The organism is Schnuerera sp. xch1, from assembly GCF_019931165.1.
Taxonomy (GTDB): domain Bacteria; phylum Bacillota; class Clostridia; order Tissierellales; family Tepidimicrobiaceae; genus JAIOUP01.
On record NZ_JAIOUP010000002.1, the window covers coordinates 149,223 to 175,130 of the forward strand.

At 27.9% G+C, this 25,908-nt stretch carries 37 protein-coding genes and 1 tRNA gene; 11 read left to right on the top strand and 27 right to left on the bottom strand.

Features of this window, described 5'->3' with window-relative positions; translation table 11 throughout:
- Window positions 1-9 precede the first annotated feature (9 nt).
- The 4 genes from K8M07_RS03025 to K8M07_RS03040 all read right to left on the bottom strand — a co-directional run bounded on the left by K8M07_RS03025 (window position 10) and on the right by K8M07_RS03040 (window position 1,966).
- Window positions 10-177, bottom strand: a complete 168-nt coding sequence (locus tag K8M07_RS03025) for a hypothetical protein (protein WP_223376409.1) — start codon at window positions 175-177, stop codon at window positions 10-12.
- Window positions 178-297: 120 nt separating this feature from the next.
- Entirely contained in the window at window positions 298-1,002 is a 705-nt protein-coding gene (locus K8M07_RS03030) for an MgtC/SapB family protein (RefSeq protein ID WP_223376410.1), read from the bottom strand.
- A 247-nt stretch (window positions 1,003-1,249) separates the two neighbouring features.
- On the bottom strand, window positions 1,250-1,759 hold the full coding sequence (locus K8M07_RS03035; RefSeq protein WP_223376411.1) for a nitroreductase family protein: 510 nt from the start codon (window positions 1,757-1,759) through the stop codon (window positions 1,250-1,252).
- A gap of 18 nt (window positions 1,760-1,777) precedes the next feature.
- Window positions 1,778-1,966: a cysteine-rich CWC family protein gene (locus K8M07_RS03040; protein WP_223376412.1), complete on the bottom strand. Its 189-nt coding sequence runs from the start codon at window positions 1,964-1,966 to the stop codon at window positions 1,778-1,780.
- 165 nt (window positions 1,967-2,131) lie between these two features.
- Between K8M07_RS03040 and K8M07_RS03045 the strand changes: the two genes are divergently transcribed.
- The gene (locus tag K8M07_RS03045; RefSeq protein ID WP_223376413.1) at window positions 2,132-2,497 is read left to right on the top strand and encodes a DUF1667 domain-containing protein; all 366 of its coding nucleotides are present in this window, start codon (window positions 2,132-2,134) and stop codon (window positions 2,495-2,497) included.
- A gap of 90 nt (window positions 2,498-2,587) precedes the next feature.
- On the opposite strand, the gene K8M07_RS12600 is transcribed toward K8M07_RS03045, so the two are convergent.
- Window positions 2,588-2,713, bottom strand: coding sequence for a hypothetical protein (locus tag K8M07_RS12600; protein ID WP_263282427.1), 126 nt, complete (start codon window positions 2,711-2,713; stop codon window positions 2,588-2,590).
- Between the two features lie 546 nt (window positions 2,714-3,259).
- Between K8M07_RS12600 and K8M07_RS03050 the strand changes: the two genes are divergently transcribed.
- A complete protein-coding gene (locus K8M07_RS03050; RefSeq protein WP_223376414.1) occupies window positions 3,260-3,973 on the top strand; it encodes a response regulator in 714 nt (237 codons plus the stop codon).
- Window positions 3,966-5,528, top strand: coding sequence for a sensor histidine kinase (locus K8M07_RS03055; protein WP_223376415.1), 1,563 nt, complete (start codon window positions 3,966-3,968; stop codon window positions 5,526-5,528). The genes K8M07_RS03050 and K8M07_RS03055 overlap by 8 nt, the downstream gene beginning before the upstream one ends.
- Window positions 5,529-5,628: 100 nt before the next feature.
- On the opposite strand, the gene trhA is transcribed toward K8M07_RS03055, so the two are convergent.
- From trhA to K8M07_RS03075, 4 genes are all read right to left on the bottom strand, one after another.
- Entirely contained in the window at window positions 5,629-6,273 is a 645-nt protein-coding gene (gene trhA, locus K8M07_RS03060; RefSeq protein ID WP_223376416.1) for a PAQR family membrane homeostasis protein TrhA, read from the bottom strand.
- Window positions 6,274-6,350: 77 nt separating this feature from the next.
- Window positions 6,351-7,100, bottom strand: coding sequence for a type I methionyl aminopeptidase (gene map, locus K8M07_RS03065; RefSeq protein ID WP_223376417.1), 750 nt, complete (start codon window positions 7,098-7,100; stop codon window positions 6,351-6,353).
- Window positions 7,101-7,158: 58 nt separating this feature from the next.
- Window positions 7,159-8,106, bottom strand: a complete 948-nt coding sequence (locus K8M07_RS03070) for a tetratricopeptide repeat protein (RefSeq protein ID WP_223376418.1) — start codon at window positions 8,104-8,106, stop codon at window positions 7,159-7,161.
- Between the two features lie 127 nt (window positions 8,107-8,233).
- Window positions 8,234-8,782 carry a phosphatase PAP2 family protein gene (locus K8M07_RS03075; RefSeq protein ID WP_223376419.1) on the bottom strand — a complete coding sequence of 183 codons (549 nt, stop codon included), beginning with the start codon at window positions 8,780-8,782 and terminating at the stop codon, window positions 8,234-8,236.
- 155 nt (window positions 8,783-8,937) lie between these two features.
- Here K8M07_RS03075 and K8M07_RS03080 point away from each other — a divergent pair, with 155 nt between their 5' ends.
- Window positions 8,938-10,803 (top strand): ATP-dependent helicase, encoded by a 1,866-nt coding sequence (locus K8M07_RS03080; protein WP_223376420.1) that lies wholly within the window; start codon window positions 8,938-8,940, stop codon window positions 10,801-10,803.
- Window positions 10,804-11,045: 242 nt separating this feature from the next.
- Window positions 11,046-11,195, top strand: a complete 150-nt coding sequence (locus tag K8M07_RS03085) for a hypothetical protein (RefSeq protein WP_223376421.1) — start codon at window positions 11,046-11,048, stop codon at window positions 11,193-11,195.
- A gap of 72 nt (window positions 11,196-11,267) precedes the next feature.
- On the opposite strand, the gene K8M07_RS03090 is transcribed toward K8M07_RS03085, so the two are convergent.
- A complete protein-coding gene (locus tag K8M07_RS03090; RefSeq protein ID WP_223376422.1) occupies window positions 11,268-11,993 on the bottom strand; it encodes an HAD family hydrolase in 726 nt (241 codons plus the stop codon).
- A 99-nt stretch (window positions 11,994-12,092) separates the two neighbouring features.
- Here K8M07_RS03090 and K8M07_RS03095 point away from each other — a divergent pair, with 99 nt between their 5' ends.
- Window positions 12,093-12,260, top strand: coding sequence for a hypothetical protein (locus tag K8M07_RS03095; RefSeq protein ID WP_223376423.1), 168 nt, complete (start codon window positions 12,093-12,095; stop codon window positions 12,258-12,260).
- 108 nt (window positions 12,261-12,368) lie between these two features.
- On the opposite strand, the gene K8M07_RS03100 is transcribed toward K8M07_RS03095, so the two are convergent.
- The 4 genes from K8M07_RS03100 to K8M07_RS03115 form a co-directional block, all read right to left on the bottom strand.
- Window positions 12,369-12,761: a hypothetical protein gene (locus K8M07_RS03100; protein WP_223376424.1), complete on the bottom strand. Its 393-nt coding sequence runs from the start codon at window positions 12,759-12,761 to the stop codon at window positions 12,369-12,371.
- A 77-nt stretch (window positions 12,762-12,838) separates the two neighbouring features.
- Window positions 12,839-12,915: transfer RNA gene (locus K8M07_RS03105), tRNA-Lys, on the bottom strand.
- A gap of 85 nt (window positions 12,916-13,000) precedes the next feature.
- On the bottom strand, window positions 13,001-13,873 hold the full coding sequence (locus K8M07_RS03110) for a DegV family protein (protein ID WP_223376425.1): 873 nt from the start codon (window positions 13,871-13,873) through the stop codon (window positions 13,001-13,003).
- A gap of 305 nt (window positions 13,874-14,178) precedes the next feature.
- Window positions 14,179-14,367: an aspartyl-phosphate phosphatase Spo0E family protein gene (locus K8M07_RS03115; protein ID WP_223376426.1), complete on the bottom strand. Its 189-nt coding sequence runs from the start codon at window positions 14,365-14,367 to the stop codon at window positions 14,179-14,181.
- A gap of 274 nt (window positions 14,368-14,641) precedes the next feature.
- Here K8M07_RS03115 and pepT point away from each other — a divergent pair, with 274 nt between their 5' ends.
- Window positions 14,642-15,871 carry a peptidase T gene (pepT, locus tag K8M07_RS03120; RefSeq protein WP_223376427.1) on the top strand — a complete coding sequence of 410 codons (1,230 nt, stop codon included), beginning with the start codon at window positions 14,642-14,644 and terminating at the stop codon, window positions 15,869-15,871.
- On the opposite strand, the gene K8M07_RS03125 is transcribed toward pepT, so the two are convergent.
- Window positions 15,863-16,678 carry a L,D-transpeptidase family protein gene (locus K8M07_RS03125; protein ID WP_223376428.1) on the bottom strand — a complete coding sequence of 272 codons (816 nt, stop codon included), beginning with the start codon at window positions 16,676-16,678 and terminating at the stop codon, window positions 15,863-15,865. The genes pepT and K8M07_RS03125 overlap by 9 nt on opposite strands.
- A 338-nt stretch (window positions 16,679-17,016) precedes the next feature.
- Between K8M07_RS03125 and K8M07_RS03130 the strand changes: the two genes are divergently transcribed.
- Entirely contained in the window at window positions 17,017-17,733 is a 717-nt protein-coding gene (locus K8M07_RS03130) for a zinc dependent phospholipase C family protein (protein ID WP_223376429.1), read from the top strand.
- A 43-nt stretch (window positions 17,734-17,776) separates the two neighbouring features.
- Here the strand turns inward: K8M07_RS03130 and K8M07_RS03135 are convergent, their stop codons facing one another.
- A complete protein-coding gene (locus K8M07_RS03135) occupies window positions 17,777-18,280 on the bottom strand; it encodes an iron dependent repressor, metal binding and dimerization domain protein (RefSeq protein WP_223376430.1) in 504 nt (167 codons plus the stop codon).
- Between the two features lie 143 nt (window positions 18,281-18,423).
- Here K8M07_RS03135 and K8M07_RS03140 point away from each other — a divergent pair, with 143 nt between their 5' ends.
- Together K8M07_RS03140 and feoB are read left to right on the top strand one after the other, a co-directional pair.
- On the top strand, window positions 18,424-18,672 hold the full coding sequence (locus tag K8M07_RS03140; RefSeq protein WP_223376431.1) for a ferrous iron transport protein A: 249 nt from the start codon (window positions 18,424-18,426) through the stop codon (window positions 18,670-18,672).
- A 15-nt stretch (window positions 18,673-18,687) separates the two neighbouring features.
- Entirely contained in the window at window positions 18,688-20,835 is a 2,148-nt protein-coding gene (gene feoB / locus K8M07_RS03145; protein ID WP_223376432.1) for a ferrous iron transport protein B, read from the top strand.
- Between the two features lie 74 nt (window positions 20,836-20,909).
- Here feoB and K8M07_RS03150 read toward each other — a convergent pair whose 3' ends face one another.
- Window positions 20,910-22,121 (bottom strand): 1-acyl-sn-glycerol-3-phosphate acyltransferase, encoded by a 1,212-nt coding sequence (locus K8M07_RS03150; protein ID WP_223376433.1) that lies wholly within the window; start codon window positions 22,119-22,121, stop codon window positions 20,910-20,912.
- Window positions 22,122-22,393: 272 nt separating this feature from the next.
- On the opposite strand from K8M07_RS03150, the gene K8M07_RS03155 reads away from it, so the two are divergent.
- A complete protein-coding gene (locus K8M07_RS03155) occupies window positions 22,394-23,185 on the top strand; it encodes a DnaJ domain-containing protein (RefSeq protein WP_223376434.1) in 792 nt (263 codons plus the stop codon).
- A 66-nt stretch (window positions 23,186-23,251) separates the two neighbouring features.
- Here K8M07_RS03155 and K8M07_RS03160 read toward each other — a convergent pair whose 3' ends face one another.
- The 10 genes from K8M07_RS03160 to K8M07_RS03205 form a co-directional block, all read right to left on the bottom strand.
- On the bottom strand, window positions 23,252-23,497 hold the full coding sequence (locus tag K8M07_RS03160; RefSeq protein ID WP_223376435.1) for a hypothetical protein: 246 nt from the start codon (window positions 23,495-23,497) through the stop codon (window positions 23,252-23,254).
- A gap of 40 nt (window positions 23,498-23,537) precedes the next feature.
- Window positions 23,538-23,735: a hypothetical protein gene (locus K8M07_RS03165; RefSeq protein WP_223376436.1), complete on the bottom strand. Its 198-nt coding sequence runs from the start codon at window positions 23,733-23,735 to the stop codon at window positions 23,538-23,540.
- A 2-nt stretch (window positions 23,736-23,737) separates the two neighbouring features.
- Window positions 23,738-24,058, bottom strand: a complete 321-nt coding sequence (locus tag K8M07_RS03170) for a hypothetical protein (protein WP_223376437.1) — start codon at window positions 24,056-24,058, stop codon at window positions 23,738-23,740.
- A gap of 32 nt (window positions 24,059-24,090) precedes the next feature.
- Complete coding sequence (locus tag K8M07_RS03175) at window positions 24,091-24,357, bottom strand: hypothetical protein (RefSeq protein ID WP_223376438.1); 267 nt, start codon at window positions 24,355-24,357, stop codon at window positions 24,091-24,093.
- Window positions 24,358-24,363: 6 nt separating this feature from the next.
- Window positions 24,364-24,594 (bottom strand): hypothetical protein, encoded by a 231-nt coding sequence (locus tag K8M07_RS03180; protein WP_223376439.1) that lies wholly within the window; start codon window positions 24,592-24,594, stop codon window positions 24,364-24,366.
- Window positions 24,595-24,610: 16 nt separating this feature from the next.
- Complete coding sequence (locus tag K8M07_RS03185) at window positions 24,611-24,919, bottom strand: hypothetical protein (protein WP_223376440.1); 309 nt, start codon at window positions 24,917-24,919, stop codon at window positions 24,611-24,613.
- A gap of 15 nt (window positions 24,920-24,934) precedes the next feature.
- Window positions 24,935-25,099, bottom strand: coding sequence for a hypothetical protein (locus K8M07_RS03190; protein ID WP_223376441.1), 165 nt, complete (start codon window positions 25,097-25,099; stop codon window positions 24,935-24,937).
- Between the two features lie 117 nt (window positions 25,100-25,216).
- On the bottom strand, window positions 25,217-25,435 hold the full coding sequence (locus tag K8M07_RS03195; RefSeq protein WP_223376442.1) for a hypothetical protein: 219 nt from the start codon (window positions 25,433-25,435) through the stop codon (window positions 25,217-25,219).
- Window positions 25,436-25,515: 80 nt separating this feature from the next.
- Window positions 25,516-25,674, bottom strand: a complete 159-nt coding sequence (locus tag K8M07_RS03200; RefSeq protein WP_223376443.1) for a hypothetical protein — start codon at window positions 25,672-25,674, stop codon at window positions 25,516-25,518.
- Between the two features lie 44 nt (window positions 25,675-25,718).
- Window positions 25,719-25,874 carry a hypothetical protein gene (locus K8M07_RS03205; RefSeq protein ID WP_223376444.1) on the bottom strand — a complete coding sequence of 52 codons (156 nt, stop codon included), beginning with the start codon at window positions 25,872-25,874 and terminating at the stop codon, window positions 25,719-25,721.
- Window positions 25,875-25,908 lie beyond the last annotated feature (34 nt).

A 25,908-nucleotide genomic window follows, 5' to 3' on the forward strand; every position in this document is an offset into this window, starting at 1 on the left:
ATCCTCATATCATTCTTCTACTTCTCCATTATCGATTTTTTTATTTTCATTCTGTTGTAAGTATACATTTGCCACTTTTATACCCTTAACAAGAAGGAAAATGATTAAAACTTCTTTTATTATTCCTAAGACAACTCCCAAAACACCAATAAACCCATAAGCATTCATAGTATTCACTATAACCCATCCTCTCTTTTTTAAATAAGTAACTCAACTGTTTCCATTATAACTGACTTCATAAATTTATTATTTTATATATCTCTACAGTTATAATATTATCTACCATAAATATACATTTTATTTTTTTGAAATAGTATTCCCATCAAAAACTGCCTTCACTACTCCTTTTATTTTATAAATCTCATCTAAAAATTTATCATTGTCAAGATTTTTAGGTATTTTAATTGTAAAATGAATCTCTAAAATTGTACTATCATTATCAGAATCATCATAATCAGTATTTGGAATGAAAATATCCTTTATAGAAATATCGTATTTACCTAGTAATATGCCTATCTCGCCAATGAGTCCAGGTCTATTAGTGCTTACGACTTCTAATATCTTGTAATTCGTTTTAAACACCTTCTTTTCAAAGCTACCCAAACTCATCAATGCTATAAGAACAATACTTGCTGTGAATATCCCTCCTAAATAATAGCCATTGCCAATTGCTAAACCGATACCAGCACAGACCCATAAACTAGCAGCAGTTGTAAGCCCTTTAATATCATTTTTGGTTCTCATTATAGTTCCAGCTCCTAAAAATCCAACTCCACTTACAACTTGTGCTGCTAACCTAGCTGGATCACCATCTGTAAATCCTGTTCTTATGTTATTAAACCCATCTATAGAAACTAGCATTATTAAAGCAGAACCTACACTAACTAAAATATGGGTTCTCAATCCTGCAGGTCTATTATTTACTTCTCTTTCTATTCCTATCAAGCCACCAATTATAGCTGAAAGAATAATTCTTAAAATTATCTCACCTATATCAATCATGTATATACCCTCTTTAATTTTACAAAAAATATTTACAAAAATCTATTACAAAAATATTTTATTCATTTATTATCTCTGCACTTTTAATTTTGCTTAACCGATCCTTTAAATATTTTCCAATATTATCTGAATTAGTTGCATTTTTTCCTCATATTTTATCTTTCAAATATGGAATAAATTAAGCGAATATAAATCGCATCTTTAAAAGCAATTGCATTCCTTGTTTTCTTATATATTTAATATTGTTTTACCATCTATTAAAATGTACTTTGGTTTCATCATATCTATCTATAGGTTTTTTATCCTCAACTTTAGTTCCTACAACAACCATACCTATGGGAACTATATGTCCTGGTAACTTTAGTAACTTTGACATGGATTCTACCAGATTATCAGCTGAATAAATCCCACACCAAACAGCTCCAAGCCCTAATCCATGAGCTGTTAATAGCATATTCTGTATTGAAGCAGAACAATCCTCTACTAAAAATCCTATATTAGATTGTTTTTCTTTATCACCGCAAACAGCTATTGCACATCCAGCTTTAGGTAACATCTTTGTATACTGGTGAAACTCCGTAATTTTCCTTATGATTTCTGTATCCTTTATTACTACATAATCTCTAGGTTGTATGTTGTGAGCAGATGGAGCCTGAAATCCAGCCTTAAGTATTGTCTTTAAGTTTTCATCACTTATAACTTCTCCAGTAAATTTTCTTATACTTCTTCTTGAATTTATAGCCTCTAATATATCCATAATAACTCTCCTTTCTATTTATTCTTTTGTATATTTTTCTATACATGATCTACATATACATGCTTTTCCCTTTTTATCATCTGGAATTAAATCCAGGATATACTCTGGTACTATTACTCTTTCACACCAACAGTTTCCCTCATCATGTTGACAATTATTAGGTTTTCCACAAATAGGACATATTTTTTCTTCTTTTATTAATGCCAATCCCTTACCCCCTTTATTCATATAAAGATTAAATTACCACCTTCTACTAATCATATATTAATAATTATATCATACTTCTATATCACCTATTTTACATTTTGAAATATGATATAATTATAAAGTTGAAATATTAAATATTATATGGTTCTTAGGAGGGAATACACTATGGATAAAATAATTAAAAAATGTAAAGCATGCCCTATTGGCTGCGAATTAATAATAACTGAAGATAAATCTAACCCTTCAGGGTTTACAGTTGAAGGAAATAGCTGTGGCAGAGGTTTAGAATTTGGGATTAACTTAATAACCAAACCCGCTAAAGTCTTAAACGGTAAAGTTCTATTGAAGAATGGATCTATGGGACATCTACCTGTTAAAACAACAGATGTGGTTCCCAAAAATAGAGTGGAAGATTGTTTAAAGATAATAAATTCCACAGAGGTTTCTGCTCCTGTTAAAAAAGGAGATGTAATTATAAAAAATATTTTAGGATTAGAAGTAGATGTAGTTGCTGCAAGAAAAGTAGTATAAAATAATTATATTATTAATTAAGTAGGATCTTGGCATTTTCACCAAGATCCTACTAACTTTATATAAACTTTAGAGCATATTAAGATTTGACTAATCTAATATAACTGCTCCAAAGATATTAGATGGCTTGCTAGAGTCTTCTAGCAGCCCTTCATAAGTAGCATGTATTTTTAGAAATATAGATAGCTTTGTATCTTTATCTTCTGTATCTTTCATCTGTTACTTTCTCATTTGTTATTTCTTAATTCATTCTTAGAAACGCTAGAACAAGATAATAGTTTCTTTTTTATTTTTCTCTAATTTTATGATACTAAGATTTTGTTTACACAACTTCGTAAATTTATTTTACTATCAGTATCTTATCACCCCCTCCACGTTCTCACATTTAAAATATTCACTTTAATAACTTAGTGCCCCATTACACTTATTAATGACCTTCTGTAAAAGATTATATTTCAATATTATTTCTTAACCTTTTCCAAATATTTAACTTTTGTTTCAAAATTATTAAAAATTGTTACAAGACTCTTTGTTTCTGAATTATCTTTTTATTAGACTGTCTTCAAGATTTGTATTTTAGAGCTTTTACTACAATATTTTTGAAAACAGAAATTGAATTTGAAGATTAAACTCAAACTCTCAGCTTACTAGATTAATATAAGCTTTAATGATATAATTAGTAATCAATATAATGAAGTTTTAATAATCTCAATTCATAATCTAATCCTTTAAACTTGGAATATAGCAATGGAGGTGATAATATTGCAACATTCAGCAAAAATTTTAGTTGTTGATGATGATCCAAATATATTGGAGTTAATAAAATTATATGCTGAAATGGAAGATTTCGAAGTTATAGGTGTGAAAAATGGAGATCTTGCATTATCTGCCTTTAATCAAGAAAACCCTGATGTAATTATACTAGATATTATGCTCCCTGGAGCAGACGGTATAACATTATGTCGTAATTTCAGAGAAATACGTATGGTCCCAATTATCATGCTTACAGCTAAAGGAGAAGAGGCAGATCGCGTGTTAGGATTAGAGATGGGTGCTGATGACTATGTATCAAAGCCTTTTAGTCCTAGAGAATTAATAGCTAGAATTAAAGCAATCTTGCGTCGAACTAAAATATTGGACACGTCAGAACATTTAAATATTAAATATCCAGGATTAGAAATTATGTCTGATCTTAGAAAAATCCTCGTTAATGATGAAGAGGTAGAAATGACACCAAAAGAATTTGATTTAATATGTTATCTTGCACAAAATCCTTTACGTGTCTTCTCTAGAGAAAATCTTTTATCTGCTGTCTGGGGATGTGATTATTTTGGTGATCAGCGTACAGTAGATGTGCATGTGAGGAGATTAAGAAAAAAATTAGCTCCTTTAGATCATGAATATCTAACAACAATTTGGGGTGTAGGCTATAAATTTACACCACCATTAAAAGTAAAGGAAGTATCATATGAATAGCTATATACCACAGTGGGAAAACTGGATTAGAAAACTTTTTCGAAATTTTAAAAAATTGGGATTAGATTTTAAACGCTTTTTATTTAAACAGTTTAATAAGAATATATATACTCGAATATTATTTATAAATATAGTATGTTTTGTAATCAGTTTTATTGCTCTAACAACATTCTATGATTTTTCAGTAAAGCAAATAACTTACAAACAAATTCAACAAGAACTAATGCAAAAAGCAAAACGAGTAAACTATGCGTTACTACAACAAGAAAATTGGGAGTCACTTATACATTCTAAAAATAACGATAGCAATTTTGACAAAACTCAATACGAACAAATCAAGTTTTTATCTGATATTTTTGATGTGAAAGTTACAATTTTCGACAAGTTGGGTAATATCGTAGTAACATCTGCCCAACAAGAAATCGTTCCAGGTGCTGAAGTAGATAAAAATTTTACTGAAATCATTTCTAGTGGTGAAACTCTAACTACAAAAGTTACGGATCCTGAAACAGACGAATTAACTTTTATTGCAGCTGTCCCTATGGGAGATAGTAAAGATATTATTATTAATGGTATTTTATTAGAATTCACTCCATCTAAGCTTGATTATAATATAGCTAGTATGCGATTATATTTAATGTTAACAGGAATATTCTTACTTATTATTATTATTTTTATTTCAGTATCCCAAGCCATGCATATTTCTAAGCCTATTTCTAAATTAAGCACGTACATGGCTGATCTTAACAATGGAAATTATGTTAAACAAGAAAATCGTATTGCTTTAGATGAGATTAAAACGCTGACTGAACAGTTTAATAAATTAGTACAAAAAATGCAAAACATACAGGAACAAAATCAAAATATAGAAAAGGAAAAAACAAAACTATTTGCAGATATATCTCACGAACTACGTACCCCACTAACCACTGTTCAAGGTTTTGTAGAAGCTATCCAAGACGGTGTGATTAAAGATAAAGATTTAATAGATAAATATATTGAAATTATCTATACACAAACTATACACATTAATAGATTAATTGATGATATGTTGCAATTAAGCCGTTTAGAAAGTGGTACTATGCGATTAGAAAAGATTCCATTAAATTTAACAACTGTAGCATATAATGTTGTTGAATCTATGGAAAATGTGGCTCAATCTATGAATATAAATATTACCTTTGAAAAAAATAAAAATCAAATAATGATAATGGGAGATATTGATAAGATCGAACAAATACTTAAGAATCTAATACAAAATGCTATAAATGCTTCAGAAAACGGTACTATTAAAATTAAAGTAGAAACTTTTAAAGATGAAGTTATTCTATCAATTAAAGATAATGGTGTTGGTATACCAAATGAAGACTTACCACATATTTGGGAAAGATTTTATCAAAGTAAAGCTCAAAGAAGCAATACTAAATCAAAACAAGGTAGTGGCTTAGGTTTATCTATAGTAAAACATCTTGTACAATTACATGAAGGGAAAATCGAAGTCGAGAGTCAGCTTGGTATAGGGACTACCTTCTATATACGCTTTCCTGCTCTATAATACAATATGGGTAAAGCTATTTACCTTTGCACATAATAGGAATAGCTTTACCCATATTTATTTAAATAGATTTATTCACTTACTTATTCCCTCATATATCCTAGGTTAAATACAATAATATACCTACAAAATGTAATGCAGTACCTGCTAATACAAATATATGCCAAATAGCATGATTATATGGTATTGATTTTTTACTATAAAATATAGTCCCTAAGCTGTATATTATTCCTCCTCCTAAAATCCACAATATGAAATTTATAGAAGTCATCTCAATTACAGGCTTTAAAGTGAATACAACAATCCACCCCATAGCTATATATGTAATCAAGGATAACGCCTTGTATTTATCAAAATTCCCTACAGTTATTATTTTAAACACTACCCCAAATATAGCAATAAACCATATTACAATCATAACACCCAGTCTTAATCCATCATTCATCGTTAGTAATGCTATAGGTGTATAAGTTCCAGAAATAAAAAGATATATTGAGGAATGATCAAATACCCTTAATATATTTTTAGTTTTTTCATTTCTAATACTATGATAAAGAGTTGATGATAGATACATAAATATTAAACAAAATCCATATATGCTAAATGCAACTATAGAAAGAGTATCTTTTTTTCTTATAGCAAAAATCAATAGGACAACCAATGCAACTATACCAAATATTATACCTGCTCCATGTGTAATTCCATTAACTATCTCTTCTCCTTTAGTATATTTTTTATTATCCAAATTTATCCATCTCCTTTTTTAATTAATACAGGTAATTAAAGGTAGGCCCTATTTATGCATTTAGTATACATAGTACTCTACTCTTGATCTGTTATTATTATTGGACCATCCTTTGTTATGGCTAAAGTATGCTCATATTGTGTTGACAGTTTGCCATCAATAGTTCTAGCTGTCCACTTATTATCATCTATAGTACTTTCATATCTACCAATATTCACCATAGGCTCTATTGTTAAAACCATACCTTCCATAAGCCTTGGTCCTCTTCCTGGACTGCCAAAATGAGGTACTTGAGGTTCTTCATGCATATTTCTTCCTATACCATGCCCTACGAAATCTCTAACAACAGAAAATCCTTCAGATTCTACATATGTTTGAATGGCATGAGAAATATCTCCAACTCTATTTCCAATTACTGCTTTTTCTATTCCAATATATAAAGCTTTTTTAGTTATATCTAATAGCTTTTTTGCCTCATCTGAAATGTTTCCCACTCCATAGCTCCAAGCTGAATCCGCAAGCCACCCACCTAAATTGACCACCATATCTATAGTAACAATATCCCCGTCTTTCAAAGGTGATCTCCTTGGAAAACCGTGACATATTTCATCATTAATAGAAGCACATGTAGCAAACTGATATCCTTGATATCCTTTTTGCTCAGCTGTTGCTCCATTTTTCTTTAAATACTCTTCCACAAATTGGTCTATTTCATAAGTACTTATTCCAGGTTTAATCATTTTAGCAATTTCCTTGTGTACTCTTGCCAACAACTCTCCAGCTTTTTTCATCTTCTCTATTTCTTGTCTTGTCTTTATAATAATCATATACCATTTCCTTTCTATTACAATTGTATTATATTTATATCAAAATTATCTTCTTATATTAATTATACTCATCTACTTGATTAATTAGATTAATAAATCTTTTATCATTGCGAAGATTATTTAAATCCGTGTCCACTTTAATCATCTCAATTATCTTTGGATATAAGACTATAGATTTTCTCAAGTCTTTTATAGCTTTACCTATTTCATTTAATCTAGCATAACAGCAAGCTCTATTATAATACAAATACTTTGCATAAGTATTATATTCTATACCCTCTGTCAATGTTTTTATCGCTTTTTCTAATTCGCCTTCTTCAATATATATTGCTGATTTATTTAAGTATGAATCAGAATACTCATTATTGTTTTCTATAGATTTATTATAATACTCTATAGCTTTTTTGTTATCGCCTAATTTCTTATATATAACTCCCATATTAAACAATGCTCTATAATAATCTGAATTTAACTCTAAACTTTTCTTTATCATCTCAAAAGCCTTATTATATTCTCCTCTTTCTTCATATATAGACCCTATATTATTATATGCCATATAATCATCAGGTTTAAGGTTGATTACTTTTTGATAATAACATATAGCTTTTTCATCATCACCTTTTTCATCATAAATATTAGCTATATAAAAATACGCCCTATCATATTCTGGATCTATTTTGATTGCTTTAAAATATGAATCCAACGCTTTTTCCATATCTTCTAATCTCTCATACATAGTTGCTGCACCATAAAAAGCTCCTGCTTGACCTTCATCTATATCTATAATTTTTTCATACGTTTCTAAGGCTTTTTCTGGAATATCTAATTCATCGTAGATAATTGCTATATTATATAAAATTTGTACATTATCCTCATTGTTCCCTGCAAATTGTAATGCCTTTTTGTAAAATTTAATAGCTTTTTTCCTTTCTCCACCTAAATAGGCATTTTCTGCAAGAATAACATAGTTCTCTCTTCTATCATACTGATTTAAATGTTTATTCATTTTTGTTTACACCCTCTAATAGATTGATTGCTAATTATAGTTTAACACAATATTGATAAAAATGATGATTTTTATCAATATAAATAATATATACCATCAATACTAAATCTTAATTTTTTTACTAGATTTAAAAAAAATTAATCATATGTCTTACATAGGTAATTAAATATACATACACTATAATACCAGAACCTACTCCTATTATTATTCCCGCTACTACATCAGTTGGATAATGTACACCTAAATATATTCTAGAAATACCAATTAAAAAGGCAATACTTATAGCAAACAAAGATAATTCAGGTATATTAAGTACAATAATAGTAGCAACTGAAAAGCTAGCAGAAGTATGTCCTGAAGGGAAAGAATAATCTTTTAAAATTATACCAAATGTATTTAAATTTTTCAGTATATTATAAGGTCGTTCTCTACTTAGTAAACTCTTTAAACTATACGTAATAGTCTGACTAATACACAATGTTATAGCACTTTGAGTACCTATAGTTCTAGCTTCTTTATTCCCTAATATTATCAATACAAAGATAAATGGGAATATGAACATAACACTTCCTAAGTTAGTAATCCTTAACATAACTTTATCCAAGAATTTAGATTTCATCTTGTCATTGATAAGTTTAATCAATTTTTCATCAAACCACTTAAATCTATTTTTCATATTGCATTCTCCTCAATACATTATTATTTCAAGTATATTTATATATTAATCTATTATTACCTTGGGAAATAAGATATTATATATACTATAATATATACTTTTTTTATACCAAAATCTATGATAATATGTATAAGATTGATTAAGTAGGTGTTTATATGAATCTGAGTAAAGAACAAAAGAAAGCTATCTATCATACAAATGGACCAGCGTTAATATTAGCTGTCCCTGGAGCTGGGAAAACTACCGTTTTAATTCATAGAACTGCAAATCTGATTATTAACTATAATATTAGTCCTGAAAAAATACTTTCAATTACCTTTAGCAAATCTTCTGCTAAAGATATGAAGGATCGATTTAATAAATTATATGGAAATATTTCTAAGATGCCAGTTCGTTTTTCAACAATTCATAGTTTTAGCTATAGCTTAATAAGAGAATATGCTTTTAAAAATAAAATTAGGTACATTCTTATCGAAGATCAAAAGAAAAAATTAAATAAATTTAACATACTTAAAAAGATTTATTTTTCAACAAATAATGATTATATTTCAGAAGAAAAACTAGAAGCATTAATTAATTCTATTGGATATATAAAAAACATGTTAATTACCCCAAGAGAATTTTTATCTAAATCCAAAATTGAAATTAAAAATTTTAAAGATATATTCGAAAAATATGAAAGTTATAAGAGGGATAACAAATTAATAGATTTTGACGATATGCTTACACTTTCCCTAAAAATACTACAAAATGATATGTACATATTAGATAAATATAGAAGTAAATATGAATATATACAAGTGGATGAAGGACAAGATACTTCAAAAGTTCAAATGGAAATTATTAAACTATTGTCTCAACCTAAAAACAATCTCTTCATAGTAGCAGATGATGATCAATCAATTTATGGATTTAGAGGAGCCTATCCTATGGGATTGTTTGAGTTTAATAAAATTTATGATAATAGTAAAATCTTTTATATGGAGCAAAATTATCGTTCTACTAAAAATATAGTTTCTGTATGTAATAAATTTATTAAAAAAAATACATTAAGATATAGTAAAAATATATTTACACAAAATTCCTTTTTAGAACCAATTAATATTGTTAAAGTAAATACTTTAGAAGATCAATATGAATTTATAATAAATGGACTTAAAAATAGTAATTATAATAACACAGCTATTTTATATACGAATAATATTTCATCTATTGGAATAATAGAGTATTTGCAAAGAAACAATATTCCATTCTATATGAAAGATACAAAAATTAAATTTTTTAATCATTGGATAGTACAAGATATAATTCACTTCTTTATACTATCTCAAGATAATTCTAATATAGAATCTTTTAAAAATATATACTTTAAGATGAATGGATTTATATCTAAAAAGCAGCTAAATTACATAAAAACATTGAATCATAATCAATCAATATTCAATAAGTTGTTAGATATTCCAGGAATCACTCAGTTTTATAGAAAAAACTTTTTAGATCTGAAATTAGCTTTTAAAAAATTATCTAAAATGAAACCCTTAGATGCTATTAATCATATTGAAAAAAACTTAGGATATGAAGATTATTTAAAAGAAAGCTGCATGAAATTTGGACATACATTTGATACCTTGAGAACTATATTAAATTATACAAAAATAATAGCTTCAAAAACAAAAGATTTTAATGATTTTATAGAAAGATTAAAATATCTACAATATCTCTGTACTCAATCTAAAGGAGTAAAAGAAGGAATCACTCTCTCTACAATACATTCTGCAAAAGGATTAGAATTCGAAAGAGTTTATATTATAGATCTAGTTGAAGGCGATTTTCCTACTATAAGCAGTATAGATGCTTTTAATAGAGGAAATATCGAAGCGTTAGAAGAAGAAAGAAGACTTTTTTATGTAGGTATGACTAGAGCAAAAAATCATTTGATACTATTAACCATTGATAATAAAAACAGCAAAAAAATGGAAGTCTCTAGATTTTTAAAAGAGTTAGAAGAACTTGAGGTTTAACTTATAGTATTACATTAACTATTGCAAAACTACAAATTCAGCCAATTCTAACTTAAAGTTAAAGATTAAGATCAACTGAAATTTAAAATATTATACCTTACTTTAATAATATCTTTTTTATGTAATAAATACAATGACTTTTAAGCATAATAAATTTAGCTAATTTTATATTATTTTTTATAAAATTAGGAATACTATATGAAGAGGAAACATATTAAAAGATTTTAAAGAGGAGGTTTATCGTGGCTAAAAACAGAAATAACAACAATAGAAATGACAACAAAAACAATAATAACAACAATAGGAATGACAACAACAGAAACAACAAGAATAATAACAACAAGGATAGCAACAATAGGAATGACAATAGAAACGATAACAAAAACTTTTAGTTAATATTAAAGAGCCCATCAGATGGGCTCTTTAATATTAACTATTTAATTAGTCCATTAGATGAAAATAAATTATAATATTTCAACATCTGATTTTAACTTATAAATTACATCTTTTCTCTCTATAATTATAGTGATTTTATTACAAAGGTTCTCGTCTTTTCTAATATCTAATAAAAATTTTCTATTTGGATTTATTGCAACAGGATTACCTACTATCTGTAACATAGATAAATCTCCTGTAGTATCTCCGTAAGCATAACTCTTCTTTAAATCAACATTATATTTATCAAGAAATTTTGCTAAAGTTTTCTGTTTGTTATCTGAATTCCACATCTTCTTTATTTTTCCTGTAAAATTATTGTTTTCGTCAACTAAGTATGTTGTACCTCTATATTCTGTTGCTCCATATTTTTCTGCCATTTTTGAAACAAGAAAATCAGGACTTCCAGATATAAAAAACACCTTATGTTTTTGACTTTTATGCCATTCTATTCTATCCCTTGAATATCTATATACCATATCTCCATTTATATTTATAACCTGAGAAGCAATAAATTCAATATAAGATTTATTTACTCCTTTCAATTCATCTATATACACTCTCCCTAAAGCTTCTAAATAATCATCAAAATCACCATATCTTTTATCCCATTCTTCAAAAACAGGTTTTATCTTGTTATACCATATGGATGGATCTATAACCTCGTACTTTATCAATTTTTTAAAGTGTTCTATCATCAATGAATTTCTAAAAAGTGTTCCATCTATATCAAAAAAAGCCGCAATATTATTCACATTATCACCTATTTCCTTTTATTTATACTATATACCCTAATTATCAAGGTAGTAAATATAGAATAAAATATAATATACGAAAAACTTAGGAGGATTAGTATGTATATTGGCTGTTTAATATTGCTGATAACAGCAACATTCTTATTTATTATATTTGCATTTGTTGGATCTATTATTACCATAAGTTTAATATTTGAAACTTTACCAATAATAATTATAATATTCATATTACATTTTATATTCATCAAAAATAAATCTAAGAAATAAATTTTACTGTATTATAGTAATACCAATTCTAATTCCTAATTGGATAATGATAAAGCCTCGTGGCTTATAGCTATGAGGCTTTATCATTAATCTTATTTAATATTAAAATTAAGTTCTTGTTCCAAATTTAGTATGGCATTTAGGACAAGTAATAACTATTTTCCCTTTGCCTTTTGGAACTCTTAACTGTTGTCTACATTGAGGACATTTTAAATAGCGATGAGTCTTTCTTCCTTTAATTCGGTTAATAAAATTTCTACCCTTTATCTTTATAGGATTCCACCATTGTAAGAATTTCATGTTTTCTTGATATCGTTTATTAACATTCTTAGAAAATACTCTAAACATGGCGAAAAATAAAAACAATAAACCAATTGTACTAAGTATATTCCAGCCTGTAATTATACTAATTAAGGTTAGAATAATACTACTTATAACTAAGGCATTATAAAATTGATCTACGCCATAACGTCCTACCATAAATTTTTGAAATCGATTCATTACCATACCCCTATCAAATCATATTAATTTATTTTATATAATTAAAAGCTTGTAACTATCAAGTTACAAGCTATAAATGGTGCTCCTTCAGGGACTCGAACCCTGGACACCCTGATTAAGAGTCAGGTGCTCTAGCCAACTGAGCTAAAGGAGCTTATTCAATCAACAGTAAATATTATACTACTATCAATTGAATTTGTCCATAGTTATTTTTGCCATTTATCTTATTAGTCTTCATATTAGTCCTCATAATTTTTATCTAAAAAGAATAATGCAATAGTGCCTGGACCAGAGTGAGCCCCTATAGCACAGCCTATTTCATTTATAATGAAATCAATACATCCATATTTTTCTTCAATCATTTTCTTTAATCTTAATGCATTATCTAAATTATCTCCATGACTAATACCTATAGTTTGAGCATTTAAATCTGCTTCCTTAGCTCTATCATCCATTATTTCTAACATTCGTTTCAATACCTTACTTTTTCCTCTAAGTTTTTCTAAAGGTTGCAATTTCCCTTCAACCGATACATCTAAAATAGGTTTAATATTCAATAGCCCTCCTACAAAAGCTTGTGTTCTAGAAACTCTACCACCTCTAAACAAATACTCTATATCATCTACTGTAAATATATGTTCAATATTTCTTATATAAAATTCAAGCATACTTAGTATTTCGTCTTTATTTTTGCCTTCTTTAGCCATTCTTGCAGCTTTATAAACCAATAACCCAAAACCTAAAGATGCAGATTTCGAATCTACTATATCTATGTCAAAATTAGGATACTTTTCTTTTATTGAATTCTTTGCTATTATTGATGCTTGATAGGTTGCTGAAAGTCCGGACGAAAATGATATGTATATTACACTCTCTCCCTTATTAGCTATATCTTCGAATTTATTTTCAAATACTTTTAACGGGACTTGAGCAGTCTTATATACTTGTCCTCCTCTCATATTATCATATAAAACCTTAGGTTTAATAGAAACATTATCTAAGTACTCTTTATCATCATCTATTACCACAAGTGGAATTACATCAATATCATATTCTTCTATTAAGTCCTTAGGTAGATCACAGGCACTATCAGTTAATATCTTTACCGACAAGGCAATTCCTCCTTTTTTCTATATTTTATTATATATTATAATATATCACTAGATATTAACAATTAAAACCTTTAATTTAAAATGATTGCATATATTTAATAATGACTAAATACATTATAATACATAGGTAATAAGGGGTGGTTTTATTGAAATTTTTCTTTATTCGTAAAAAGATACTATTTTGGATTATATGTATAATCATAGCTATAATTGCATTACTACTTTTATACTCTTTTATTTAATCTCTATTAAAATAAATTTGTTGGTTAAATAAAAAATAAGCATAATTAAATATTTAATCATGCTTATTTTTTATTCAATTTTACACTATAATATTTCCCTATGACTTCATCTAACTCTACACTATATTTTAATAATTCATCCTTATCTATTTCTTTATTAATCATTCTATGTAACTCTTTTCTTTTAATTTCTATATCTTTCTTTAATTCTTCCAATAATGATTCTTTTATCATCTTTATCGTTCCTTTCAAAACTTTATCCCTAAGTAATAACTATTCTTTGTTAATATAGACCTTTTTTTATTATGTTTTTAAATTCTACAGTATTAAATTAATGTTTCAAACTATTGTATTTACATTTATTATTTATAATTTTGTTTTACGTAGTAATTATATCAGGAACTTATTTCCCTAATATTACAAAAAGATTAAATTTCAGTTTCGAAGTTTAATCTTTTTCTCTTTTTATAACATCCGATTTAAGATATAATAATAACAATAATATAAAAATACAGGAGGTTTTAAAATGTCAAATATTATGAATAGATTTTTAAAATATGTTAAATATGAGACTACATCAGATGAAAGTTCTAATACTGTACCAAGTACAAAAACTCAATTAGAATTTGCTAAAGTTCTTGTCAAAGAGTTGAAAAAATTAGGACTTGAAGACGTTTCTATTGATGACAAAGGATATTTAATGGCAACATTACCTTCAAATATGGATAGAGAAGTCCCAACTATTGGATTTATCGCACATATGGATACAAGCCCTGATATGTCTGGTAAAAATGTAAATCCAAAAGTGATTAAAAACTATGATGGAAAAGATATTGTATTAAATGAAGAAGAAAACATAATTTTGTCTGTAAAGGATTTTCCTGATGTTAAAAATTATATAGGAGAAACTTTAATCACAACAGATGGAACTACATTGCTTGGCGCAGATAATAAAGCTGGAATTGCTGAAATAATAACTGCTATCGAACATCTAATAAACAATCCTGGTACTCCTCACGGAACTGTAAGAATAGGCTTTACTCCTGATGAAGAAATAGGTAGAGGTGCTGATCATTTTGATGTTGAAAAATTTAATGCTGATTTTGCCTATACTGTAGACGGCGGTCCTATCGGTGAACTAAACTATGAAAATTTCAATGCAGCAGAAGCTAAAATCATAATACAAGGAAATAATATTCATCCAGGTACTGCTAAAAATATGATGGTAAATTCAATGTTAATTGGTATGGAACTAAACAATATGATCCCAGTAAATGAAAAACCTGAATATACAAGCAACTACGAAGGTTTTTATCACTTAGTTGAGTTTACAGGTTCTGTAGAAAAAACAGAAATGACATACATATTGAGAGATCATAACTCAGAAAAATTCAATAAGAAAAAAGAAACCATGAAGGAAATAGTAAAATTCTTAAATAATAAATACAATAATGTAATTACCCTTGATATAAAAGATTCTTATTATAATATGAAAGAAAAAATTGAGCCGTCAATAGAGATTATAGATATTGCTAAAAAAGCTATGGAAGAACTAAATATAGAACCGATAGTTACTCCTATAAGAGGTGGAACAGATGGAGCAAAGCTTTCGTATATGGGATTACCTTGCCCCAATCTATTTGCAGGTGGCTACAATTATCATGGGAAATATGAGTATATCCCTTTAATTGCTATGGAGAAGTCTGTAGAAGTAATATTGAAAATTATAGAATTAAACAGCTTAGGTTTACATTAGGATAAGATACATGGCAGGTTGTAACATAATCTGCCATCTTATTTTATTAATTAATTTCAATGAACATATCTTTTCATTCTTTTGATATTCAATATATTGTATAATTCCCCATTTCTCCAGTATTTCTTCTGTACCAATCCATACATCAGTTTTAACAGGTATATATTCAAATAATTCCTCAACATCCTCATTTATCATTCTGATACAGCCAGCTGAAATATATTTGCCAATGGAAAAAGGAGCTGAATTACCATGGATTCCATAACCTACATATTTTTCTGTAGAAAACCCTAACCATCTCTTCCCTAAAGGATTATTGGGTTCTCCTCCTTTTATAGGCTGAAACTTGCCATTCATTCCTCCCCAATAAGGATCCACAAACTTATTTATTATAGTAAATTTATGATTTGGTGTAGGTGAAGAAGCTTTCCCTAAAGCTACTGGATATTTATTATATATTTCTCCATAATTATATACAGTTAATATCTTTTTTGTTTTATTTATAACTATAAACCATTGCTTTTTTTCAATTTCTTCAGGAACTATATCTATAATATGTTTGTTATCTTCAGTTAATGCTTTATTAGTCATCTCCCCAATTATTCCATCAACTAATAAATTATTCTCTGCTTGAAATTTTAGCACTGCATTTCTTTGTTCTAAGATGCTCCCATTATATCCACTACTTACATACTCCTTTAGAACGGATTCATTCTCTAATGATGTAGTAAAACCAACATTAGTAAAAAAAACAAAAAAAATTATCATTACTATTAAAATGCTTACTGACTTATTGTATCTTAACATTAACATACCCCCTTTCTATATGATATTCAGCTATAGGTAAATAGTTTAAAAATTTTTTATTAATATGGAATAGCTAAAAAGAAGAAGGTTAGACTTGTCGTATCATAATTTCTGAAAGCTATAATGTGCTTACCAAACCAATATACACTATCAAATAATATGCATATGATATGAGGATTGTAAAATGTTTTCTTAAAGTGTAACAATAAAAAATCGTTGGTTAAAATTTATATATGTGGATATTCTAACATTATGAAAGTAAATATATATAATCCAAGTTATACAGCAATGCTTCAGAATATCCTTAGGCTGGAACTTATATTAAACATATAAAGAAGGTGATTCAAATAGAAAGATTAGAAACAACTTATAATCATTTATTGAATAGCATATTTATTATTGCAAACCCAATAAAAAAGTCAATTAAAAAAACTGAATGTAAAGTCCATGTTTATTTAAACTTAAAAGCTTTGATAATACTTTTAAATAACAAATATGTCAAAGAATATAATCTATACAATAGCTATATAGAAAATATTAATAAAGGTGCTATATGGGCAGACCAAGATTTTAAAAGTTCAAATCATTTTTATAATCCTATCAAAAAAAAGGGTTTATTTGGAAGAAAAAATGCTATGGAATTAGCAAAGGAATATTATAGTAAATCAATTAATTTGTGGAATAAAGGAAAAACAAATAAAGCAATGTTTTATTTAGGTGCAACTATTCATCTAATTCAAGATATGACTGTGCCTCAACATGCAAACATACGACTTCTAGATAATCATCATCAATATGAAAAATATGTTAACCGTACTTATAATAATGTAAAAGAATTTAAAATTGAATCAGGAGCATATTTATTAGACTCTATTGAAGATTATATAAGGTTTAATACACGTGTAGCCTTAAAAATTTATAGAAAATTTAAAAGTATAAAAGATGATGAAACTAGATTTTATAGAATAACTAGATGTTCTTTACCATTAGCTACAAGAACCACAGCAGGAGCGCTAATATTGTTCTATAAAGAAATTGATAAAAATGAACAATAAATTAGATCATTAGTAGGAAACAACAATCTTTTATACATATCTTCTATATAGGATATATCAAATCAATTTCATTATCAAACTCAGCCCTAAAAATATCATATCTTTCCTTTATATCCTTATTAGAAGATATAAACTCATTGAAAAAATGTATATTTTTTAAAGTATTAATACTTACATCATGTTCTATCATTTCTGTATCTTTAAGTCGAGTCTCTTCTACTCCAATATTCTTTAAAAATTTATCTATAATTTCATGTCTTTTCAATAGAAAACTTCCTATTAGTTTACCCTCCTTTGTCAGCCTGATTGTCCCATACTTTTCATAATCTATCAGCTCTAGTTTTCTTAACTTTTGAACTATCTTAGTAACCGATGAAGGACGTACATTTAATTTATCAGCTAATTGACTAATACGTGTATAACCTTGTCTAACACAAATACGATAAATCATTTCTAAATAATCCTCCATACTTGAAGTCAAAGATTTATTTTCCATATTTAACATTTGATATCCTCTAACAGTGCGAAATTCTCTTTGCTTTTTCAAACTTTTCGTCTCCTTTTTTTACTTTTTCTATGTAACAAATATAAGCTCTAATTCATACTTTTATTATTAGACATCTCAAATAAAGTTTCCTATGACTAACTTATGCCATAATAAGAAAAAAATTAATAGAAAGGAGTTTTAAAGTGAATAAAAATTTAATTTCTTTAGATAGATTGCCTACAGGTTCATTTGGTATAGTTAAGAAACTCTCGACACAAGGAACAACTCGTAGAAGAATGTTAGATTTAGGAATGATCTATGATACAAAAGTGGAATCCTTGAGAAAAAGTCCAGCAGGTGATCCAATAGCCTACCAGGTGAGGGGAGCTGTTATAGCTTTAAGATCTGAAGAAGCTTCAAAAATATTTGTTGAATCCATTTATCGTAACTAATAGGGAGGTTTAAATATGGGCTTAACTAAACAATCTACAGGTATAAATGCTTTAAATGAAATATTTCAAGTAAACTTGGAATCACCTGATGATTTTGTAATAGCACTGGCTGGTAATCCAAACACTGGGAAAAGCACCGTGTTTAATAGCCTTACAGGTCTTAATCAGCATACTGGCAATTGGCCTGGTAAAACTGTTACTAATACTCAAGGTAAATACACTTATAAAAACAAAAAATATATATTAGTTGATTTACCAGGTACTTATTCTCTATTAGCTAATTCTGTAGAAGAAAAAGTAGCAAGAGATTTTATCTGCTTTGGAAATCCCCATGTCACTGTAATCGTAGCAGATGCTACCTGCTTAGAAAGAAATTTAAACCTGGTTCTTCAAATTATTGAACTCACTGACAAAGTTGTAGTTTGTGTAAATTTAATGGATGAAGCAAAAAGAAAAAAGATCCACATTGATTTGGAAAAGCTATCTAACCTTTTAGGTGTGCCTGTAGTAGGAACCTCTGCAAGAAATGGAATTGGTTTAGAAAAATTGAAAAAAACGATTGAAAGTATTGCTCTTGGCAAAATAAAACCTAGACCCCTGAAAGTAAAGTACGAAAAAATTATAGAGGAATCAATCGAAAAAATTCAACCAAGAATACAAGACTTAGTTGACGACAAGATCAATAGTAAATGGGCAGCTCTTCATCTACTTAATAAAGATAATTTATTATTAGAATCAATTAATGAATACTTAAATATAAACCTAATCGAAGATAAGCCATTGCAAGATAACTTTAATGAAATACAATCTAAATTAATAGAAAAATATAATCAAATAGATAATCTGCAGGATAGGATTGTTTCTAGTATTATAAAGACTGCTGAAAAGATTAGCAATAAGGTTGTTTCTTTAGAAGATAAAACGCATAATAAGTTAGATAGAAAAATTGATGATATAATAACTTCCAAAAGATTTGGAATACCTATCATGACTATTTTTTTAGGAATCATTTTTTGGATTACCATTGAAGGTGCTAATTATCCTTCAGGTTTATTATCAGAAGGCTTGTTTTGGTTTGAAGATAAGTTGACTACTTTTTTCAATTTATTAGATACTCCTAAATGGATACATGACATTTTGGTACTAGGAATGTATCGTACTTTAGCATGGGTTGTTTCAGTAATGTTGCCTCCTATGGCAATATTTTTCCCGCTTTTTACTTTACTGGAGGATCTAGGCTACCTACCTAGAGTTGCCTTCAACTTAGATTACTATTTTAAAAAAGCTTGTGCTCATGGAAAACAAGCATTAACTATGTGTATGGGATTTGGGTGTAATGCTACTGGAATAGTAGCTTGTAGAATTATTGATTCTCCAAGAGAACGATTAATTGCAACCATTACAAACAATTTTGTTCCTTGCAACGGAAGATTCCCAACTTTAATTGCACTTGCAAGTATGTTTGTAGCTGGATCTATCGGAATTTTTTATTCTTTAATTGCAACATTATCAGTACTTATTACTATCATATTAGGTATTATAATTACATTAATTATTTCTAAACTATTATCAAAAACAATTTTAAAAGGATTACCTTCTTCATTTACTTTAGAATTGCCTCCTTATAGAAAACCTCAAATTGGTAGAATAATCGTTCGTTCCATTTTTGACCGGACTCTATTCGTACTAGGTCGTGCAGTAGCTGTTGCTGCACCAGCTGGTTTAATTATATGGATTATGGCTAATATCATCATAGGAGAACTAAGCATATTAGCACACTTTGCACAATTTTTAGATCCATTTGCTAGATTTATAGGGTTAGACGGGTATATCTTAATGGCATTTATATTAGGATTGCCGGCCAACGAAATCGTTATTCCTATTTTAATAATGAGCTATATGTCAGAGGGTGTTATGTTAGAGTTAAATAGCTTAAGTGAAATGAAACAATTATTCATAGATAACGGTTGGACTTGGTTAACGGCAATTTGCATGATGTTATTTTCATTAAACCATTGGCCTTGTGCTACTACACTTTGGACTATACACAAAGAAACCCAGAGCCTAAAATGGACTGGAATTTCCTTTTTAGTGCCAACTATAACCGGAATTTTAACATGTCTTATTGTTGCACAAGGAGCAAGATTACTTGGGTTAATTTAGAAATATAAAAGCCCTAAAAGAGATGTTTTACTTACTCTTATAGGGCTTTACTAATACTCAAGAATTATTCACGACTAATCCTCTAAAGCTTGATTAGAATATAACCTTTGTACAGTTTCTATAGCCTTTAACCATTTATATGCTGAAGTTCTAGGATTATAAAACTTAATCCTATACAATTTATCCATATAAAAAAAGTCTAGATTATTATAAATATGAATATTTAATCTTTCAATATCATCAAAAGAAAAAATATATTGACTCATATCATCGCCTTGAAAAATAATACTTTTATGATCCCATAGTAATTCCCCAGTTGAAACAATCTTGAATGAATTGTCTTTATCAGATACAAACAGTTTCACATGTTCTTGCATTACACTATTCCAGATAAATTTCCAATCTGAATCTAGAATAGTTTCTTCCAAAAGTCTAAGTTGCCATTTATTCCAATCATGAGTTGTTGAAAAATGAATAGGATAATTAATTTGTTTTAATGTCCCTAAAGCCGTATAACAAACCGTATAATTACAATTATGGCATTTAAACATATTCCCACCAGAACGAAGTTGCCCAGGTATCTTACAGTGAGGACATATGAATAAAAATCTTTCTAAATAATTTGCAAGTTCTTTCCCTTTATAAGAAGTATTCCTTTTAGATTGCCACTCCATTTCATCATAAGAAAGTGCTTCAGTTAACTTTTGATAAATGAATTTAATTGATTTATTATGAAGATCTTCTTTATCCCATTTTTTTATTAAAGATATAGAAATCAATCCTTTACGATGTCTATATGCCCATCTAGGATGGCTTAAATGTCCACCAGCAATATTACCAATAACTACAGGAATATTTAGCAATTTAACTAGCTTTGCAGTTGCATAGGTAATCGGCTCTACATGACCATCCCAACTTGAGTTCCCCTCTGGAAATAGGCCAATAACACGATTGCTTCTTTTCGCTTTTAATATCCCTCTTATTGTACGTATATCACTTTTAAATTTTGTTTTTGGAATTACTCCTATATAGTTCAATAATTTTTTTAAAAATGAATTACGAAACAATGATTCAGCAGCTATAAAACAAATAGGTTCATTTACAAAATTATTAATAAAAAACGGATCCCAATTATTAACATGGTTCGATAAAATAATGTAAGGGGGCTTCATTTTTATCGTGTCATTATGCTCAATAACAATATTTGAACGACTTTTTAAAAATATACGTATAGATGTTAATAATATATTTACTACTAACTTATTAGGCTTTTTTTCAATACTCATTTTTCCACATCCTATAAATAGATTATAAATTTATCTATCACACTGCATTTCTACTGACCTACTAAAATTCAAATATATGATAAAATATACTTTCATCATTATATCACAACTTCACATCTAGCAAAATATTTGAAACTTAGACTACTTCTTTGTTTTTTCTGTCACACTATTTCATAATTTTTGTTTCCTAATACTATCAATTGTCACAATAATGTGATATAATGTTATATTTGTAAACAATAATTAAACTTATAGGGGGAACCTAATAATTGATGAATAGAATGAAAGTACTATTAGGTAAAATTTTGAGCTCTATTACAGAGGTAATTTCAATAGTATTGGATATTCTTATTGGTATTATAAATTTTACCGTAACATTAGTTAATACTATTGCACGTGGGTTTATTGCTCTTATCGGTATGGGAGGATGTTTACTATTATTCATGCTTGCAGGTCCATTTGGAATACTTATGCTTCTTAACCCTTATGTTATTCTTACCATATTATTTTTCGTAGTATTCCCATTACTCGGGACCAAATTTGTATCTTATTTAAAATATATAAAATATATGTTAACTGAGTATTTATTTGATAGAGCAAACTATCTCATGTATGGAACTAACAGCAAATATGCTTCATTTTCTGAATATGGATATAGATACAAGAAAGCAGAAGAAGCTCGAAAACGAAAGGAACAACAACAAAGACAAGAGCAACAACGGAAAGAATGGGAAGAAAGGTTTAAACAATGGCAAGAATACCAAAATTCTCAAAGAACCTATGACAATTACAGAGGATATAGACAATATACTGGCTCAAATCAGCAAGCATATAGCAATCCTACAACTGAATTCAAAAAGAAATATGAAGAAAGTTGTGATTTACTAAACGTTTCATATAGTGCTGATAAATATCAAATTAAATTAGCCTACAGAAAAAAAGCAAAAGAATATCATCCTGATATAAATAAATCCGCTAATGCAACAGAAATGTTTCAAAAGGTAAACAATGCCTATGAATTTTTAAACGATGATAATATTAGAAGATATAAAAATATAAATTAGGCCTTTCTAACAGAAGGGCCTAACTTTTATAAAAAAGCATTCATTGAAATGTAGATTTGTCTGTGTTTATTTATTCTTCTTATACACCAAAATTAACTTATCTAAAATATCCATTGGATTTTCTATACCAAACTTTTCTTCTTTATCCAAAGTTTTTGTTTCCTCAATTTCTTTATGCGTTGTTTCTTCTAATTCATCGTTCAGTACCTTATCTTCAATTTCTTTAACCTCTTGGCTATTGTCTTCTTCTGATTCATGTTTCAATATTTCATCTGATTTTTTTATTATTACTGGGTATTCATTATCTTCCATAACTTCACCTCCTACGAACTTTTAGTATTATTTACATTACTTAACCAAATTTTGATATCTTCTTAAATAATCTATAAATTTCTTCTTTATTAAAACCACAATCATCAATTAAATGAGATATAATTTCTTCTGCGTTACTTGAAGTATAAAAATGTTCATTATTAGCTATATCTTCTAATACCTTTTTATATAAAATCTTTTCTTCTGGCGAAAGTATAGAATTCAACTTTTTTTTCATAATTAATTCCCCTCTCTTAATTTAGATATACCAAATATTTTGACCCCGGGCTTTACCTCTACCATCTCAAAATTCTTATCATTTATTGTAATAATTCCTTCTTCATTCATCTTGAAATCTAAATCTAATCCTTCAATATCAAATTTTTCAATATAATATGGACTTATAACTACAAAAATTGAATTCAACTGTATTGGAGAAATATTATTATTATTTGTTAGATTAGCTTGGTTTGAAGCATTTATCATAAAGTTATATACTTTATTATCATCATTATCTAAAACATCTTCCAAGAATTCCTCTGCTTTTTTAGTGTCTTCCACTACCATCCCTCCATATAAAATCATTATAAATATCAATCACTTTTAGTCACTTTTTTATCTGTATATACATATATGTTCTTGTCATTGATTAGCTCCTCATCAATGCCATCAATTGATAAACCTCCATCTTTATCTACACTAATTGAAATAGGAATTTTATCTACTGCTTTTATTGTATTTAAATATTCAAGTCCAAAAATCGTAAAAATGTTGAATTGAGATAGAAATGATTTTCGGCATTTAAATGTGTTGGCTTGATTTGAAAGATTGAAAATTAATGATTGTTTTACCTTTTCCAAAATAGATCACCTCATATAATCAGTCATAATTCTCTTTACTTCTTTATTCTTTTCCTCATTATTTAAAGTTGCATTATTTCGTATCGAATACAGTTTTTCTAGCAACTCTGCAGGATTTTTTAGTTTTTTAATATGCATTGTTATTTCAACATCATTCGTCTTTATTTTACTAATATTAGTATCTATATTAATTTCATTTCCTAATGACTTGCTACTATCTAAATTTTTATCATCCAAGAAAATACCTCCTTTATTAAAACTTTACAGTAGTGATCTCCTTTTTCTCTGGGCTTTCCTCTTCTTTTATTGTAACGAATTCTCCTTTTTTAGCTTTCTTACTTTCTTCTATTATTCTTTGCGTCTCTTCTCCAGAACTTAATTTGTTATGTTGCTCAACATCTATGTTTAAATTTTTATATTTAGATTTTGTTTCATCATATAGTTCGCCATCTACATATACATCACCGTTCATATCAATTCTAAGTTCACTAGGTAGATCTTTATTTTTTTTATTTAATTTTATCTCTATCCACTTTTTATTTTCTTTGTTACTATCTATCAATATTTTAAACCTCCTTTACCCTAGATTTATATTAACTGTAGATGAGTTTTGAGTTACCACACTATATGCAGAAAGGCACATGTTTGATTGCTGATTAGTATTTATCTGATTAACAATCTTGGCACCCATATAAACATTTTCTTTTTTCTTAGAGGATAACTTTTCAGCATTATTAGACATAAATAAACCTCCTATTCTACTTTTCTATTAACATTTTATGAAGCTTAATAATAATGGTTCATCAATAATAAAAAAAGAACTGCCTCAAAGAAAATTTCTCTGAGGCAGAGTTGGATATTACATAACTTTATCTATTATACTTTTCAATACTTCTATCCCTTTTGTCCTGTCTACTTCTCTGATATTTGGTTGTTCAAATACTGACAAAATATTTGAAGCACTAACTGGCTCTACTGGTATATCTGATTCTATTGAGACACCCTTTAAAGGAATATTTAAAGGATTGAATTTTTTTGAATTCAATTTCAAACCATCTTTGGAAAATCCTATTTTCAATCTTATCTCTCCTTTCCCAGTTAAATATATTTATATTAAATTAACATTTTATTGAAAAGGGAAAACCTCTCCAATCCCAACTAAATATCTAGTAAATCATCATCAAGTTGTGCTGCAACTCCAATTTGAGCTTCTATTACACTAGCTATTTGAGCGGCAATTATTGTTAATACTTGTAGTTGAACTTGAGTTACAGTCTTTTGATTAATTACTGATGCAAAAATCTTATCTGCTGACATTGATTTTCACCTCCTAGTCTTCTTCCTCTATATTCTAAGATAGATTAGATATCTAACAGATCATCGTCAGTCTGAACAGTAACTCCAATTTGAGCTTCTATTACACTAGCTATTTGAGCAGCAATTATTGTTAATACTTGTAGTTGAACTTGAGTTACAGTCTTTTGATTAACTACCGATGCAAAAATCTTATCTGCCATTTTTTTCACCTCCTTCTCATTTTCTAGTACATAA

Bases quoted from the DNA above. Each gene is read 5' to 3' on its own strand.
- K8M07_RS03030 (WP_223376410.1), bottom strand. From the start codon at position 1,002: ATGATTGATATAGGTGAGATAATTTTAAGAATTATTCTTTCAGCTATA.
- K8M07_RS03035 (WP_223376411.1), bottom strand. From the start codon at position 1,759: ATGGATATATTAGAGGCTATAAATTCAAGAAGAAGTATAAGAAAATTT.
- K8M07_RS03045 (WP_223376413.1), top strand. From the start codon at position 2,132: ATGGATAAAATAATTAAAAAATGTAAAGCATGCCCTATTGGCTGCGAA.
- K8M07_RS12600 (WP_263282427.1), bottom strand. From the start codon at position 2,713: ATGAAAGATACAGAAGATAAAGATACAAAGCTATCTATATTTCTAAAA.
- K8M07_RS03055 (WP_223376415.1), top strand. From the start codon at position 3,966: ATGAATAGCTATATACCACAGTGGGAAAACTGGATTAGAAAACTTTTT.
- map (WP_223376417.1), bottom strand. From the start codon at position 7,100: ATGATTATTATAAAGACAAGACAAGAAATAGAGAAGATGAAAAAAGCT.
- K8M07_RS03070 (WP_223376418.1), bottom strand. From the start codon at position 8,106: ATGAATAAACATTTAAATCAGTATGATAGAAGAGAGAACTATGTTATT.
- K8M07_RS03075 (WP_223376419.1), bottom strand. From the start codon at position 8,782: ATGAAAAATAGATTTAAGTGGTTTGATGAAAAATTGATTAAACTTATC.
- K8M07_RS03080 (WP_223376420.1), top strand. From the start codon at position 8,938: ATGAATCTGAGTAAAGAACAAAAGAAAGCTATCTATCATACAAATGGA.
- K8M07_RS03095 (WP_223376423.1), top strand. From the start codon at position 12,093: ATGTATATTGGCTGTTTAATATTGCTGATAACAGCAACATTCTTATTT.
- K8M07_RS03100 (WP_223376424.1), bottom strand. From the start codon at position 12,761: ATGAATCGATTTCAAAAATTTATGGTAGGACGTTATGGCGTAGATCAA.
- pepT (WP_223376427.1), top strand. From the start codon at position 14,642: ATGTCAAATATTATGAATAGATTTTTAAAATATGTTAAATATGAGACT.
- K8M07_RS03125 (WP_223376428.1), bottom strand. From the start codon at position 16,678: ATGTTAAGATACAATAAGTCAGTAAGCATTTTAATAGTAATGATAATT.
- feoB (WP_223376432.1), top strand. From the start codon at position 18,688: ATGGGCTTAACTAAACAATCTACAGGTATAAATGCTTTAAATGAAATA.
- K8M07_RS03150 (WP_223376433.1), bottom strand. From the start codon at position 22,121: ATGAGTATTGAAAAAAAGCCTAATAAGTTAGTAGTAAATATATTATTA.
- K8M07_RS03155 (WP_223376434.1), top strand. From the start codon at position 22,394: ATGAATAGAATGAAAGTACTATTAGGTAAAATTTTGAGCTCTATTACA.
- K8M07_RS03160 (WP_223376435.1), bottom strand. From the start codon at position 23,497: ATGGAAGATAATGAATACCCAGTAATAATAAAAAAATCAGATGAAATA.
- K8M07_RS03165 (WP_223376436.1), bottom strand. From the start codon at position 23,735: ATGAAAAAAAAGTTGAATTCTATACTTTCGCCAGAAGAAAAGATTTTA.
- K8M07_RS03190 (WP_223376441.1), bottom strand. From the start codon at position 25,099: ATGTCTAATAATGCTGAAAAGTTATCCTCTAAGAAAAAAGAAAATGTT.
- K8M07_RS03200 (WP_223376443.1), bottom strand. From the start codon at position 25,674: ATGTCAGCAGATAAGATTTTTGCATCAGTAATTAATCAAAAGACTGTA.
- K8M07_RS03205 (WP_223376444.1), bottom strand. From the start codon at position 25,874: ATGGCAGATAAGATTTTTGCATCGGTAGTTAATCAAAAGACTGTAACT.